A 14635-nucleotide genomic window follows, 5' to 3' on the forward strand; every position below is an offset into this window, starting at 1 on the left:
TGGGTTCCGAAAACATGATCAGGCGGTGGTCACAAAGACCGCACTGACATCAACAGCCATGGTTCGCCATGACTGTTGATGTTTTAAAATGGAAAAAGAGAATAAATTTGAGGCTGATGAAACACGGAAAAAGGAATGGTACTTTTTCCGCATTTATCTAAGCTTGTCTAAGTTTGTGCCCCATTGGCTCGCGTCACCCAGCCACCATCATCCAATGTGGATGAGGCAAACAATGTGATAAACAGCCCACTGAAAGGAAACCACAAACTGGACAGCATCAAACTGAGCGTCAGTTTTGCAGTGCCTTTAATGGCATCCGTGGTCAAATGTCGGCTGGTAAAGTAGTTGAAACCAATCGCAATGACGGGTGCGAGGAACATGTGCAAAAAAATCATTTTGCCCATGACTTCCATCAAATTACCTGACATCCACGAAGTGATGATCAACAAATTCCAGCTCAACATCACCGTGATGGGCATCAAGCTAAAAATGGCCGACAACACCGAATTGTTGCGCAACATGATCGGCAGCTTCACCAAGGCATCCAGCCATTGGCCAACCGCAGAACGCCGCCAGCGCAGCTGTTGCTTGGCATATTGGGAAAAATGTGTGGGCACCGTCGTCCAGCACATCGAATCGCAATTGACATAGGTGTCATAACCTTGACGCAACAACATTTGAGTCAAGGCGCGGTCCTCACCATTGGTCACTTTCACACCCAAGAAAGAACGCTTCTCAATCTGGTCACGCACCTCATCAAAACATTCTCTTCGAATGGCCACCAAAGGGCCGCTCAAACATTGAATTTTACGAAAGACGTTTTCAGATGACTTGATGATCAAAAAAGACATCGCGTAAAACACTGCCTGACAACGGGTCAACCATGTTTCATCCGCATTCGACACGCCCACACGACCACCCACCGCAGCGATTTTTTCCTCAGTAAAGCACGCCATGAGCTCACGAATCGCATTCGGATCAAAAATACAGTCTGAATCCACGCCAACGATGATGTCGCCCGTCGAAATGTCCACGGCATCCAGCACGGTATGCGCTTTACCTTGATTTTTCGCATTCAAGCGGGCAACCACATTTGGAAAATCATGTGCGGCCTTTTGAATCCATTCAAAACTGTCGTCTTTTGAACAATCATCAAAAGCCAAAATTTCCAATTTTTCAACAGGATAATTCGACTCACGCATGCTTTTGATGGTGCGGTAGACCACTTCACTCTCGTTAAAACACGACAAAATCACACTGACTTTGGGTTGGTACGTGTAATCGCGTTTGACATCAAAACGCTTGAAATATAAATTAATAATAAAACCCGATGTGTACATGAATACGGCGTAGCACGCCACCATCAGGGCAAAAATAAAAATGAGTTTTTCGATGATCATGATTTATGGGCGCCATAGGTTGATGTGTGCGGGTTTTTGCTCAGGAGGCAAAAACGCTTTGATGTCCATGACCAAGCCTTTGCCAGGCTTGAGATAGCCCGACGTCATCGCCCATGAACCCAACACGTACTCATCGTGCGCCACAGCCAAAATCACACAATCGTACGTGCCATTCTCAAGGTGCTTGGATAACTTCACATTGTATTCAAGCGCTGTCTCTTCCTCATCGGCGTATGGATCAGCCAAATCCACGTTGATTTGATACTCTTCAAGCAATTTGATCAAATCAAACACTTTGGAATTGCGCACATCAGGCACATTTTCTTTGAACGTCACCCCCAATACCAACACGCGTGAATCTGAATTCAGTAAATTGCTACTGACCATGCTGTGTATTGTTTGTTGGGCAATAAAACGCGGCATGCTGTTGTTGATTTGACGTGACATCAAAATCAAGTTTGACTTATAGCCATGAATTTCTGCCTTATGCGACAGGTAATAGGGATCCACACCGATGCAATGCCCACCCACCAAACCAGGAGAAAACTTCAAGAAATTGTATTTTGAACCCGCAGCCTTCAGCACCTCATGGGTGTCAATGCCAATGCGATTGAACAATTCTGATAATTCATTCATCAAGGCAATGTTCACATCCCGCTGGGTGTTTTCAATCACCTTGGCCGCCTCAGCCACCTTGATTGTCGGGGCACGATAGATGCCTGCATCGACAATTTTTGCATACACATCGGCAATGATGTCAAGCGACTCAGCGGTATCGCCTGAAACAATTTTCATCACCGTTGCCAAGGTATTGACCCGATCACCTGGATTGATGCGCTCGGGTGAATACCCCACATTGAAGTCAACCAAATGCTTTAAGCCCGTAGAAAATGCCTCTAGAATGGGCACACACGTTTCCTCTGTCACGCCAGGATAAACCGTCGACTCATACACCACGATGTCACCTTTTTTTAAAACCGATGCCACCGATTCCGACGCCTTAATCACAGGCCCCAAATCAGGTACATTTGCGTGATCGGTTGGGGTTGGAACCGTCACAATGTAGAAATTACAAGAAGCAATCTCACTGAGCAGGTGCGTGATTTTCAAATCACTGCTGGCAAGCGCTGCACTGCCCACCTCATTGGTAAAATCAATCCCATTTTGTAAACTTTTCACGCGATTTGAATTGATATCAAAGCCCGTAACATCAAAGTGCTCCGCCAAATGTACAGCCAACGGCAACCCAACATAACCCAAACCCACCACACCAATTTTAACTTCCATCACAACCTCCCTAGAAAACAACAACCAAAGCAAGATTGCCCAGCACAGCAGCAACCGCGACAATGACCACTTAATTTCCTAATTATTTATTTTTTAGATTTAAGACAACATGTTTAACACATCCAACACTGACAATCGCTCATCAGCAGTATATATTGTAAGGTATAAACATTGAACTGTAAATCCAGATGATGGTTTTTAATTGAAAGCAGTAAATTCTAAATCAAAAACACATTAAAACGACCTATATATCCACCATCATTTTAAATAAAATTCATTGAATTAAAGCATTTTAACGACAATTGACTCATTTTAAACATTTGAAATTCACAAAAAGCATTAAGTCAAAAAATTTAAATTAATAAATTTAAAATTAAACTTAAGATTAAAATAGATAAATAAAAAATAGATCTTCTGACACACATCGAAACATAAAGAAAAGCCATTTTTTAACAACTGCTTCTTTAAGCACAAAAAAAACCCATCGAAACGATGGGTTTTTTTAACAACAGATGGAGAGATCACCCCATGTGTAAACCGCCATTCACAGAGAAATCTGCACCTGTGCTGTAACCACCCTCATCGGATGCCAACCAAGCAATCATTGAAGCGATTTCAGAAGGCAGACCCAAACGTTTGACGGGTACAGTCGCAATGATTTTTTCCAAGACATCCTCACGAATGGCCGTGACCATTTCAGTCGCCACATAGCCTGGTGATACAGTATTCACCGTCACACCTTTGGCGGCTACTTCTTGCGCCAAAGCCATCGTGAAACCATGCAAACCTGCTTTTGCAGTCGAGTAGTTGGTTTGACCAAACTGACCTTTTTGACCATTCACCGATGAAATATTAATGACACGACCAAAGCCTTGCTCAACCATGCCATCAATCACTTGTTTCGTGACATTGAACATCGAGTACAAATTGGTTTTAATCACTTCATCCCATGCTTTGAAATCCATTTTTCGAAATTGGCCATCGCGTGTGATGCCTGCATTGTTCACAAGCACGCTGATGGTGCCATGCTCTGCTTTGACTTTATCAAAGGCTTCAACAGTCGACTCCCAATCACCCACATTGCCCGCAGATGCATAAAATGTGTAACCAAGCGCAGCTTGCTCATCCAACCATTTTTGCGCATCGCGCGTTGGGCCACAGCCCGCGATGACTTTAAAACCATCTTTGTGCAAACGTTGGCAAATTGCCGTTCCAATGCCACCCATACCGCCTGTAACGTAAGCTACTTTTTGAGTCATATTGATCTCCTGTTATGTTATAAATTATTTAACGATGAGCGGACTGAACCGCTTCGTCTGGGTAAAAAACCTTCGTTAAGTTAAACCACTTGGAGACAATTTCTTGCCCCCATGGCTTTACTTGATTAATGCGTTAATGCCAACACGGGTCAATGCATACTCTGAAAACACATTAAGTTGCAGTAAACCTTCATCTTTCAGTGCATCGAACGCAGCATCGGTTAAGTCTTCATTCACCTCATCCCAAAGATAAGAAGTGATGAATTTTTGCATGATGATGCGTTCAATCGACACCGTCACGATCTGATCTGAATCATAGGCCGACATGTTGCACGATGCGATCATGCTTTTCAATACGGCTTTGGCCTTGTCCAAATTTGAATCATTCAAATCATTAGTGCTTAACTCTACACCCATGTTATCGCTCTACTGCCAATGCCACACCCATGCCACCACCGATGCACAATGAGGTCAAACCTTTTTTCGCATCGCGTTTCACCATTTCGTGCAACAAACTCACGAGCACACGGCAACCCGATGCACCAATGGGGTGACCCAAAGCAATCGCCCCACCATTGACATTGATTTTAGAGGTATCCCAACCCATTTCTTGATTCACCGCACATGCTTGTGCAGCAAACGCTTCATTGATTTCCATCAAGTCCAAATCAGCAGCAGACCAACCTGCTTTTTCTAAAGCACGACGTGATGCACTGACAGGACCCATGCCCATGATGGTGGGGTCAATGCCTGTGCTGGCAAAAGCTTTAATGGTCGCCAAAGGGGTCAAGCCCAATTCAGCTGCCTTTTCAGCACTCATGACCATCACCGCCGCTGCGCCGTCATTGATGCCTGAAGCATTGCCAGCGGTCACAGAGCCAGCCTTGTCAAATGCAGGGCGCAAACCGGCCAAACCTTCGGCACTTGATTTACGATTTGGGAACTCATCGGTGTCAAACACAACAGGATCACCTTTGCGTTGCGGAATGACCACGGGTGCGATTTCGTCCTTGAATTTACCTGCATCAATCGCAGCAATGGCTTTTTGCTGTGAAGCCAAGGCAAAAGCATCTTGCGCATCACGACTGATGTTGAATTCTTTAGCGACATTTTCAGCCGTGATGCCCATGTGGTAGTTGTTATACGCATCCCACAGGCCATCGTTGATCATGGTATCGACCAATTGGGTGTTGCCCATGCGGAAACCATCGCGTGAATTGGGTAAAACATGAGGAGACGCACTCATGTTTTCTTGACCACCCGCAATCACGATTTCAGCATCACCGCAAGCAACGGCTTGAGCTGCCAACATCACTGCTTTCAAACCTGAGCCACACACTTTGTTGATGGTCATGGCGGCCACATGATTAGGTAAACCCGCTTTGATGACCGATTGGCGCGCAGGATTTTGACCACTGCCTGCCGTCAGCACTTGACCTAAAATCACTTCACTGATCGCATCACCGGAGACACCCGTTTTTTCGAGCAAGGCTTTGATCACAGTTGCACCCAATTCAGGCGCAGACACTTTTGCCAAAGAACCACCAAATTTACCCACAGCAGTCCGTACTGCAGCCACGATGACAACATTAGTCATTACTATCTCCTTGAGTTTAAAAGTAACATTACTTTTTTATTATATAAAATAAATTCTGCCAGTCGCCCGATGAATGACACAGCGCAACTGTTAATACCGCCTGTGTTTCTACAACAATTCAATTCCAAAATACTTCATGAGCAACGCATACAGTAGAAAAACAACCGCCGTGCCCATGATCCACAACACGAGCGCCATCCAAAAACCAAACCGCTCCAACAACCACGGGAACAATAAAAACATGGGTAAGGTTGGCAACACATACCAAAAAGTATAAGCCATGTGGTTGCTCAACTTAATCAATGGCTGACGTTCCACATGCAACCAAATCAAAGTCAAAATCGTAACCAGAGGCAATGAGGCAACCAAAGCCCCCAAGCGATCGCTGCGGCGGGCTATCTCTGAAACCAACACAACAATGCCCGCTGTGAGTAAATATTTAAAAATTAGGTACATTTATGCGCTTAGCTTTAAGCTGCTCGTGCTTTAACGTATCGACCAGGTGCAACTTCAATCGGCTTGTACTTGCTTGTACCGAGTTTATTGGGTGCCTTCACATCAGCCCCTGCATTCGCCTTCAACCACGCAGTCCAATCATTCCACCAACTGCCTGGGCGTTCCTCAGCCGACTCCAACCAAGTCTCTGAACTGCCTGCTAAATCGGCTGTTGGGTTGATCCAAAAATTGCGTTTGTTCTTTTTCGCTGAATTGATGACACCTGCAATGTGCCCTGAGGCCGCCAAAACAAACCGTTTGTTACCTGACAATGCTTGTTGTGAACGAAACGCTGCGGTCCACGGCACGATGTGATCTTCACGGCAAGACAAAATATATGTTGGCACATCGATGCTCGATAAATCAATTTTTTCACCACAGCAAATCACATCGCCTTTATTGACCAAACGGTTTTCGAGGTAGGTGTTGCGTAAATACCAGCAGAACATGGGGCCAGGTAAATTGGTTGAGTCTGAATTCCAATACAGCAGATCAAAAGCCGTCGGTTGCTCACCTTTGAGGTAGTTGCTGACCACGTAATTCCACACCAAGTCATTTGGACGCAAGGTTGCGAAAGCATTGGCCAATTCTTTACCTTGCACAACCCCACCCTTGGCCATGCTTTGCTCACGCATGGCGACTTGCTGCTCGTCCACATACGCATCGAGCACGCCGTTATCAGAAAAATCCAATAAAGCGGTGAGTAAAGTCAAGCTGGCCACACAGGACTCGCCACGGGCTTTCAATACCGCCAATGCGGTGCTCAACAAAGTGCCACCAACGCAGAATCCCAGCACATTGATTTGTTCTTGTCCGCTGGCATCCTGAACCACATGAATGGCTCGGATCACCACGTCTTCAACATAATCATCCCATGTGATCTGTGCCATCGACTCATCTGCATTGCGCCAACTCACCAAATACACGGTATTGCCCGCTTCAACCGCATGGCGCACGAGTGAGTTGTCAGGCTGTAAATCCATGATGTAATATTTATTGATACATGGCGGAACGATCAACAAAGGACGTTCGCTGACTTGCTCCGTCAATGGCGTGTATTGCAACAATTGAAAATACTCGTTTTCAAAAATAACCGCACCATCCGAGCGTGCAACATTCACCCCAATTTCAAATGCCGTTTCATCGGTTTGAGAAATTCGGCCTTTTTGTAAATCAGTCAAAAAGTTATTGATGCCCATTTTCAAGCTTTCGCCTTGGGTATCAATCAACTTTTGTTGAGCATCGGGATTGGTCACGAAGAAATTTGAAGGTGCTAAAGAATCGACCCATTGCATGATGGCAAAGCGCACACGTGTCTTGGTTTTTGCATCAGCATTCACGCATTCGGCCATCTCCAACATCAAGCGCGCATTGATTAAATAACTTTGTGCCAAATAATTGGCCCACGCATTGCTGCGCCATGCCGCAGAAGAAAAACGTTTGTCTGTGATCTCAAAACCTTGCTGTTGAATGTAGCTTTGCCATAAAGTCGCCATTTCACGCATGTATTCCGATTGCAAACGCTGCAAATCTTCTGGACTGACCATTTTGGCGAAATCAGCGGCCTGACCGCCCATGTTGCCAAATAAATTAGGCGAGGGGTTCCCTCCAGGCAAACCCATACCCAGACCGCTCATGTTGGCTAATTTATCCGTAAATTGCTGCCACACCCCCATCAATTGGTTTGACTGAGAGAACTCCTTAAACATCGACTGCATCTCCTCCAAAGGCGATGCGGCTTGAGCTGTCGTCGATTGCTCTGAAGCGACATGAGCACGTGATTCGACACGTGCCGTTGGCTTGGCTGCTGCTGGTTTGGCTGCTGCTGGTTTGGCTGCGACTGGTTTGGCTGCGACTGGTTTGGCTGCGACTGGTTTGGCTGCAACTGGTTTGGCTGCGACTGGTTTGGCTGCAACTGGTTTGGCTGCAACTGGCTTGGCCACAGCAGTGGATGGAGTGACTGCTTTAGCTGTTGATGGTTTGGTCACTGCAGGTTTTTTTGGAGAGATACTTTTCACAACAGGCGCAACTTTGGCTGAAGCGACTTTCTTTGGTGCAACAGCGGATGCTTTTACCGTTTGCCCTCCCGGTTCATCAGCTGCTTGAGTTGGGGTTGTCACCTTCTTGGCGGAACCGCTCGCCTGCCCTTTTGTCGCCATGATGCTCTCCTGTTGGTAAAATATTTATGCCACATTGTGCTTAACGCTGTGCATGGTGTCAAGGGTGCATTAATTTTTTCTTTCGAACGACCATGCTTAAATCTTTATGAATAACCGAGCCTTCACATCGGCTTGGCCACCATCAAATAAAAAACCGCCAACATCGCCACAAAAGCGGGGTAACCCAACAGCTCCCAACGCTGTGCATAAACCCAATATTTTTTAGGCAGCGGTGTATCGGTTTGCACTGCGTACTGAAGCATTTTTTCCATTTGAATTTGCAACCAAACCACAGGCAACCAGCACACCCCCGCCACGACGTACATCAATAATGCCCCCAAAATCCAAAAGCTGCTCAAGGGAAAGCCAGCCAAATAAGCCAGCACAAAACCTGAAATCGGCTGAACAATGACAGTCGGTGTGGTAAACCACCAATCAGCTCGCACCACCAAGCGCGCAACAATCGCTTGCGCAGCGAGGTTATTGCTGCGATTGGCAAAAAATAAATAAAAAGCACTGCCAAAACCTGTACCCACCAACAGCACGCTGGATAAAATATGGATGGTTTTGATGATCAAGTAGGCACTCATTAACATTCCCCTTTAAATTTGCCCGAGTCATGAGCTATCATCACCCCCATCGCAGCCATGATGGGTATGTTTTTTAGCAAAACCCCAAATGGATCGCACCACAATTCTGCGTGACCGATGCTGAGCAATACGCTATAAGCCAAGACCAGTATAATTTGCAGCAACCACGCCCATGCACGAGGCACACACAATGCAAGATAAGCGCAAAGCACATCCAACAACATGGCCAAATACATCAAGGGCATCAAAACCTCAGGCTGAAAATCAAAACGCATCAACTCACTCAAGCTTCGCTCTTGTCCGCTGGGCAATACAGGTAAAACAGCACTGACCAACCAAAGCAATGCCATTGCCCCACGTAACACCCAAAATGCTGTACTCATAAGACCATTACCCCATTAAAAAAGTATTTGGATGTCGCAAAGCACGCCCAACAAGTCGCTCAAAAGGCGCGGCATCAGCCACGCTACCCGCTCGTAACATCGTCAATGTATCGGGCTCCAATGGGCTGCTCGGGACATATTGTGCAATCGCTGCCACACAACCCATCAGCACCCACGGCATGGGCACCACCCAAGCCGCACGCGAATGTCCCTGCGCACGATAGCACGCGATCATGTCGCGATAAGTCATCGCCTGAGGTCCAACCGCATGAACGATGCCATGACTCGCCTCACCCGCCACCGCTCGCATCACCGCAGCACACAGATCATCAATGTGCACAGGTTGCAACATCGCCTCACCTCGCCCTGGTACCACTAAAATAGGCAACGCCGCCAATCGACGAAACGTCGTCGCCGATTCGCCATCATGCCCATACACCACCGACGGGCGGAAAATACAACCGTTCAATGGCAAACTTAGTAAATGCGCATCCGCTTCACCTTTGGTGCGCATGTAGGCCAAATCATCACGCCCACCCGCGCCCAATGCCGAAATCTGAATCACACGCTGGACATTCGATTGCACACACGCCTCAAACAAAGCCTTTGGCGCATCCGCATGAATCGCTTGCATCGGTGTTTTAACCGTATCGCGCAACACACCGACGGCATTCACCACCACATCAATGCCCTTCAAACGCGGCAACCAAACGGCAGCTGCGGTGTCATGGACATAATCCACTTGAACATCGCCTTGACCTTGCGCATTTCGGCTTGCACGAACAACGGCATAACCAGTATCAACCAACGCCGTCTCAAGGTGACGACCGATGAAACCCGATGCACCCAATAATAAAATTCGCATGTTATTTCTCCCGATCTGTTGCACGCCACTCGCACTGCCCATCACGGCACATACGACTGCGCAATAATGCGGCCTCTGCCACCTGTTCAACATCGCGCCGCTTCAACCACCGCACGACCCACAACGCAGGTGCTTGAGGCAATAGATGACGATAACGCGCAAACAGGCGATACACCCCATCCATGCACGGCTTAATCAACGGCCATTGCGTCCAAGCCCACACCCGCCCATAACCCACAGCACGATACGCCCATCGAAACACAGCCAAACCAGAAAACACCTGCCCATCCGCACTGCGCGCATAAATCGCCGCCAAAAGGTCTTTTTGCGTCAAGCCATTCAAGCCATGCATTTCAGGTGAAAAATCAGCCGATGCACAATCGACAAATAACAACCGTACCTGTTGATCCTTACTCAACAAGAACGTTTTCTCCGCGACACAATATGTACAATGGGCATCGTAAAAAATCGTCAGTGGGAAAAAGTAATCCACACCTACCATCTCAGCCCCCTTAATCATTTATTTGGAACAAATCAACCGTCCAAGCACACAAAGCACCAGCAGCTGTACACGTAAAAAACCACATAAATGATTGAGCAAACCAATCAATCGACTGTATAACAAAGACATTTAGTTGCAACACCAGTGCAACTGCTCCTCCACACATAGAACCAATCAAAACCATTTTCCACGGAGATGGCAAACCAACTTGCCTGACATACCAAACAGCAAACAACAAACCAGCAAACAGCGCAGGAATAAGTCCAACAAAATACGAAAATAAAGCCACAAATAGAATGGCAGGAGCCGAACCAAGGATATTCAGGACATCAGAAGACTGATTGAAAACTGCCCAAAGCAGTGTGGGCAACCATAAGAGCAGCGCACCAAAAGGTGAGCCTAAAAGGGCAAACACCACCATGACGACAGCGGTTTTTTTAACCATGTTGTTCATATTCAACCTTGCTTTATTTCTCTAATTTCTGTCAAAACAGAAACTAGAGCCTTTTAAAAAAGCGAAAAGTTCGCTTTTATTTTCAACCCAAAAGAAAAAACTCAACCCACACCATCGTTTGCACCACCACGAATCAATTTTTGAATTTTCGCCCCCAGCTTCATGACTTTAATCAAAGTCTCAGGGTTCATTTTCAACATTTCATCCCCCCATGCACCCAAGGTTTGCATTAAATTCAAGGTGTCTTCAATGCGTTTTTTCGCATCGGCCGACTCCAAATTCAAATCAGGACTGTTCAAACATTCTTGCAGCACCGTCACCGTCGGGTTGAACTCGCGGTTTTTACGCTCACGCAAAACCGTGCGCATCAATTCCCACACATCGGTGGATGTTTCAAAATGATCGCGTCGATCACCCATGACGTGTACGACTCGAATCAAATTCCAGCTTTGCAGCTCTTTTAAGCTGTTGCTGGCATTTGAGCGCGCCACGTTTAAGGTCTCGGTGATCTCTTCGGCGTGCATCGGTTTGCCGTAAAAATACAGCAAAGCGTGAATTTGCGCGACGGTGCGATTGACGCCCCATTTCGAGCCCATTTCACCCCAATGAAGAATAAAGCGTTGTGCGATTGGTGTCAGTTTCATGGTCTCAGTGTATTCATTTCTTTTATTTCTGTCAAGACAGAAATAAAAGAAATGACAGCAAACTTCAATATAAAAACAACTTTAATCCCAAATAAATTTACGATTCAGCGCAATGCGGCTCATCCATCCAAATCAACGTCGCCATCCGTCCCGTGGTGCGGTCACGGCGATACGAATAAAAATGGTTCGCCTCTGTCACCGTACAATGTTCGCCCCCCGAGACCGCCACAACACCTGAAGCCTGCAAACGATCACGCGCCAAACCGTATATGTCTGCGAGGTACTTATTGTCATGCTCTGGATGCGGTTTAAAATGCATCCGCACATCGCCCGCAGCTGAAGGGGTTTTAAGCAAAAACTCAGCCAAAACATCCGCCCCCACTTCAAACTGCGCTGCACCAATCGCGGCACCCAACCATGTATGAATCTGATGCGCACCTTGCTCCCGCATGACACGCACGGTTTCTTCCAACACACCATCAACCAAACCGCGCCAACCTGCATGCGCAGCACCCACAACCCGCCCATCGGCACTGGCAAACAGCACGGGCAAACAATCCGCCGTCATCACCACACCCACTTGCCCACCCTGAGTCAGCACCACGGCATCGGCTTCGGGCGGTGGCGCATTGCGTTGATATTCATTGTTTGTTTGCAAATGAACAATCGTACTGTGGGTTTGATTCAACCACAAAGGCTCATTGGGAAAATGCACTGCTGCGCACAACAGCTCACGGTTTGCCATGACATGCGCATGTTCATCACCCACATGCGTGGCAAGGTTTAAACCATGTGCACCATCAACCTGACCATACGCACCTGAACTCACACCCGCAATGCGCGTGGTCATGCAAGCGTGAACATGCGGGGGCACATGCCAAGTTGGCGTGATGAATTGAAGGCTCATGTCATTCCCCATCGTTTATGCATCATATTCAAAAGCATCCATAATGAAGTCAGGCTCAGGCAACTCAAAATGTGGCACACCCATGGCCACAAGCAAATCAGTCATGTCCTTCGATAAAGGCACTTGCCAGCTCATGTAATCACCAGTGCGTGGGTGAATCAAACCCAATTGGTAAGCATGCAAAGCCTGTCGTTTAAAGTCAGGGATCGCAGTGACAACCGAGCTGCGCACACCCTTTTTATCGCCATACAATGGGTCGCCAACCAACGGGTAACCACGATGTTGCATGTGCACTCGAATCTGATGCGTGCGTCCAGACTCCAATTGGCACACCACAATCGAATACGGTTTATCGTTGTAACTCCAAAAACCAAGGCTTTGATAAAAAGTGCGTGCAGACTTGCCCCCTTTACCCACCACAACCGCCATTTTTAAACGATCTTGCGGGTTACGACCAACGTTCGCATCAATCACACCGTCTGCATCAATTTCACCCTGCACAATCGCAATGTAGCGGCGCTTCACTGTGCGCGCTTGCAATTGGCGGACAAGGTCGGTTTGTGCGATGACCGTTTTTGCCACCACCATCAAACCCGAAGTGTCTTTATCCAAACGATGCACAATCCCTGCACGAGGCACTTGACCAATGTCCGGATACGCATGCAGCAAACCATTGAGCAATGTACCATCCCAATTTCCACTGGCAGGATGCACCACCAAACCTGCAGGTTTGTTGACCACCAGAATGTCATTGTCTTCGTAAACAATGTCCAAGTCCATTTGCTGAGGCGTATACGCCTTCATTTCATCCGAAGGCTGAGGCGTCACCACCAATGTTTCATAAGCATACACCACACGTTTTGGGCTGGTTTCAACCTCACCATTACACATCACAGCCCCTTCTTTCAGCCACTTTTGCAGGCGAGAACGTGAGAAATCAGGTAAAACAATCGCCAAAGCTGCATCCAAGCGTTTACCGCTCACGCCTTCAGGAATTTCTATCGTCATGGGTTCAAGAATTTGAGCATTTACCGCCACTTCTTCATCCCATGCGTTATAATCGTTATCATTTTCATCCCAAGAGGTTACCGTCATGGCTTTAAATATCCTTAAAAGAACCGCGCGTTTAAGTGCTATTGCACTTGTATCCATCAGCCTGCTGGCGGGTTGCAGCGTATTTGGCAAGAAAAAAGAAGTCAATGAGTTTGCAGGCTGGAGTGTTGATAAAATTTACAACAATGCCCGCGACGAAATGACCAATAAGGATTATAAACGTGCCAGCGAGTTATTAGAAGCAACGATTGCACAATATCCATTCAGCGCAGAATCTGTACAGGCACAGCTTGAGTTGCCTTACGTGTTTTGGAAAGACGATGAGCGCGCAAAAGCACTGGCTGCAGCAGATCGTTTCATTGCACTCAATGGCTCACACCCAAAAATTGATTACGTTTATTACCTCAAAGGATTGATTAACTTCAATCAAAACGTCAGCTACTTGGCCACCTTAACGGGCGAAAAACTCAACGATCGTGATCCGAAAGCAGCCAAAGACTCATTTGATGCATTCAAAACCCTGGTCGAAAAATTTCCAAACAGCCGTTACGCCAAAGATTCGCGCGAACGTATGCGTTACCTCGTCAACACCATGGCACAACACGAAGCAGCCGTTGCTCAATATTATCTTGAACGCGATGCCTACGTCGCCGCCATTAACCGCTCGCAAGAGGTCCTGCGCAACTACGACGGCACACCCGCCACTGAAGATGCCCTCATCATCATGGCCAAATCATACGATGGCATGCAGATGAATGACATGCGCGATGACACCATCAGCGTTTTGAAGAAAAACTACCCAAACAGCACCATGAAACTCAAACGCACCAGCAAATCATGGCTGCAACTGCTCGGCATGCGCAGTGACCGTAAAAAAGCGCAAGTGGAAGTGCCCGCACCGCAGTAAGACTTCAGCAAGGCATTTCAATCATAAAGTTAAACCTTAAAAAAGCGAGTGAAATCACTCGCTTTTTTATTGTATGGCATTTCCAAGCTGGGCTTTACTAACTGGGCTTTACTTTATGGTTCGCCATAAAAGT

16 protein-coding genes are annotated in these 14635 nt (G+C 47.0%); 1 reads left to right on the forward strand and 15 read right to left on the reverse strand.

The window, feature by feature from the left end; translation table 11 throughout:
* Nucleotides 1-167: 167 nt before the first annotated feature.
* The 15 genes from DTO96_RS10895 to DTO96_RS10970 all read right to left on the reverse strand — a co-directional run bounded on the left by DTO96_RS10895 (nt 168) and on the right by DTO96_RS10970 (nt 13637).
* Nucleotides 168-1400, reverse strand: coding sequence for a glycosyltransferase family 2 protein (locus DTO96_RS10895; RefSeq protein WP_114563520.1), 1233 nt, complete (start codon nt 1398-1400; stop codon nt 168-170).
* Nucleotides 1401-1403: 3 nt separating this feature from the next.
* Nucleotides 1404-2687 (reverse strand): nucleotide sugar dehydrogenase, encoded by a 1284-nt coding sequence (locus DTO96_RS10900; RefSeq protein ID WP_114563521.1) that lies wholly within the window; start codon nt 2685-2687, stop codon nt 1404-1406.
* 521 nt (nt 2688-3208) lie between these two features.
* The gene (phbB, locus tag DTO96_RS10905; protein WP_114563522.1) at nt 3209-3946 is read right to left on the reverse strand and encodes an acetoacetyl-CoA reductase; all 738 of its coding nucleotides are present in this window, start codon (nt 3944-3946) and stop codon (nt 3209-3211) included.
* 117 nt (nt 3947-4063) lie between these two features.
* A complete protein-coding gene (locus tag DTO96_RS10910) occupies nt 4064-4363 on the reverse strand; it encodes a hypothetical protein (protein ID WP_114563523.1) in 300 nt (99 codons plus the stop codon).
* A 1-nt stretch (nt 4364) separates the two neighbouring features.
* The gene (locus tag DTO96_RS10915; protein ID WP_114563524.1) at nt 4365-5543 is read right to left on the reverse strand and encodes an acetyl-CoA C-acetyltransferase; all 1179 of its coding nucleotides are present in this window, start codon (nt 5541-5543) and stop codon (nt 4365-4367) included.
* A gap of 108 nt (nt 5544-5651) precedes the next feature.
* Nucleotides 5652-5999 (reverse strand): DUF3147 family protein, encoded by a 348-nt coding sequence (locus DTO96_RS10920; RefSeq protein ID WP_114563525.1) that lies wholly within the window; start codon nt 5997-5999, stop codon nt 5652-5654.
* A gap of 14 nt (nt 6000-6013) precedes the next feature.
* A complete protein-coding gene (gene phaC, locus DTO96_RS10925) occupies nt 6014-7756 on the reverse strand; it encodes a class I poly(R)-hydroxyalkanoic acid synthase (RefSeq protein WP_114563526.1) in 1743 nt (580 codons plus the stop codon).
* 563 nt (nt 7757-8319) lie between these two features.
* The gene (locus DTO96_RS10935; RefSeq protein ID WP_114563528.1) at nt 8320-8787 is read right to left on the reverse strand and encodes a DUF2269 family protein; all 468 of its coding nucleotides are present in this window, start codon (nt 8785-8787) and stop codon (nt 8320-8322) included.
* Entirely contained in the window at nt 8787-9170 is a 384-nt protein-coding gene (locus DTO96_RS10940) for a DoxX-like family protein (protein WP_114563529.1), read from the reverse strand. The genes DTO96_RS10935 and DTO96_RS10940 overlap by 1 nt, the downstream gene beginning before the upstream one ends.
* A 7-nt stretch (nt 9171-9177) precedes the next feature.
* Nucleotides 9178-10035, reverse strand: a complete 858-nt coding sequence (locus DTO96_RS10945; RefSeq protein ID WP_157964425.1) for an NAD-dependent epimerase/dehydratase family protein — start codon at nt 10033-10035, stop codon at nt 9178-9180.
* A gap of 1 nt (nt 10036) precedes the next feature.
* Nucleotides 10037-10537, reverse strand: a complete 501-nt coding sequence (locus tag DTO96_RS10950; protein ID WP_157964426.1) for a thiol-disulfide oxidoreductase DCC family protein — start codon at nt 10535-10537, stop codon at nt 10037-10039.
* Between the two features lie 10 nt (nt 10538-10547).
* Nucleotides 10548-10991 carry a hypothetical protein gene (locus DTO96_RS10955; RefSeq protein WP_114563532.1) on the reverse strand — a complete coding sequence of 148 codons (444 nt, stop codon included), beginning with the start codon at nt 10989-10991 and terminating at the stop codon, nt 10548-10550.
* Between the two features lie 101 nt (nt 10992-11092).
* On the reverse strand, nt 11093-11635 hold the full coding sequence (locus DTO96_RS10960) for a GbsR/MarR family transcriptional regulator (protein ID WP_114563533.1): 543 nt from the start codon (nt 11633-11635) through the stop codon (nt 11093-11095).
* A 97-nt stretch (nt 11636-11732) separates the two neighbouring features.
* Complete coding sequence (gene pgeF / locus DTO96_RS10965) at nt 11733-12542, reverse strand: peptidoglycan editing factor PgeF (RefSeq protein WP_114563534.1); 810 nt, start codon at nt 12540-12542, stop codon at nt 11733-11735.
* Nucleotides 12543-12557: 15 nt separating this feature from the next.
* Nucleotides 12558-13637 (reverse strand): RluA family pseudouridine synthase, encoded by a 1080-nt coding sequence (locus DTO96_RS10970; RefSeq protein ID WP_157964427.1) that lies wholly within the window; start codon nt 13635-13637, stop codon nt 12558-12560.
* Between DTO96_RS10970 and DTO96_RS10975 the strand changes: the two genes are divergently transcribed.
* Nucleotides 13636-14502 carry an outer membrane protein assembly factor BamD gene (locus DTO96_RS10975; protein WP_114564034.1) on the forward strand — a complete coding sequence of 289 codons (867 nt, stop codon included), beginning with the start codon at nt 13636-13638 and terminating at the stop codon, nt 14500-14502. The genes DTO96_RS10970 and DTO96_RS10975 overlap by 2 nt on opposite strands.
* Nucleotides 14503-14635 lie beyond the last annotated feature (133 nt).

Origin of the sequence: Ephemeroptericola cinctiostellae, from assembly GCF_003339525.1 — a bacterium.
Taxonomy (GTDB): Bacteria; Pseudomonadota; Gammaproteobacteria; order Burkholderiales; family Burkholderiaceae; genus Hydromonas; species Hydromonas cinctiostellae.

What these genes read in the sequence shown, in the direction of transcription:
- DTO96_RS10895 (WP_114563520.1), bottom strand. Translation starts at nt 1,400, where the DNA reads ATGATCATCGAAAAACTCATTTTTATTTTTGCCCTGATGGTGGCGTGC.
- DTO96_RS10900 (WP_114563521.1), bottom strand. Translation starts at nt 2,687, where the DNA reads ATGGAAGTTAAAATTGGTGTGGTGGGTTTGGGTTATGTTGGGTTGCCG.
- phbB (WP_114563522.1), bottom strand. Translation starts at nt 3,946, where the DNA reads ATGACTCAAAAAGTAGCTTACGTTACAGGCGGTATGGGTGGCATTGGA.
- DTO96_RS10910 (WP_114563523.1), bottom strand. Translation starts at nt 4,363, where the DNA reads ATGGGTGTAGAGTTAAGCACTAATGATTTGAATGATTCAAATTTGGAC.
- DTO96_RS10915 (WP_114563524.1), bottom strand. Translation starts at nt 5,543, where the DNA reads ATGACTAATGTTGTCATCGTGGCTGCAGTACGGACTGCTGTGGGTAAA.
- DTO96_RS10920 (WP_114563525.1), bottom strand. Translation starts at nt 5,999, where the DNA reads ATGTACCTAATTTTTAAATATTTACTCACAGCGGGCATTGTTGTGTTG.
- phaC (WP_114563526.1), bottom strand. Translation starts at nt 7,756, where the DNA reads ATGCAGTCGATGTTTAAGGAGTTCTCTCAGTCAAACCAATTGATGGGG.
- DTO96_RS10935 (WP_114563528.1), bottom strand. Translation starts at nt 8,787, where the DNA reads ATGAGTGCCTACTTGATCATCAAAACCATCCATATTTTATCCAGCGTG.
- DTO96_RS10940 (WP_114563529.1), bottom strand. Translation starts at nt 9,170, where the DNA reads ATGAGTACAGCATTTTGGGTGTTACGTGGGGCAATGGCATTGCTTTGG.
- DTO96_RS10945 (WP_157964425.1), bottom strand. Translation starts at nt 10,035, where the DNA reads ATGCGAATTTTATTATTGGGTGCATCGGGTTTCATCGGTCGTCACCTT.
- DTO96_RS10950 (WP_157964426.1), bottom strand. Translation starts at nt 10,537, where the DNA reads ATGGTAGGTGTGGATTACTTTTTCCCACTGACGATTTTTTACGATGCC.
- DTO96_RS10955 (WP_114563532.1), bottom strand. Translation starts at nt 10,991, where the DNA reads ATGAACAACATGGTTAAAAAAACCGCTGTCGTCATGGTGGTGTTTGCC.
- DTO96_RS10960 (WP_114563533.1), bottom strand. Translation starts at nt 11,635, where the DNA reads ATGAAACTGACACCAATCGCACAACGCTTTATTCTTCATTGGGGTGAA.
- pgeF (WP_114563534.1), bottom strand. Translation starts at nt 12,542, where the DNA reads ATGAGCCTTCAATTCATCACGCCAACTTGGCATGTGCCCCCGCATGTT.
- DTO96_RS10975 (WP_114564034.1), top strand. Translation starts at nt 13,636, where the DNA reads ATGGCTTTAAATATCCTTAAAAGAACCGCGCGTTTAAGTGCTATTGCA.
- DTO96_RS10970 (WP_157964427.1), bottom strand. Translation starts at nt 13,637, where the DNA reads ATGACGGTAACCTCTTGGGATGAAAATGATAACGATTATAACGCATGG.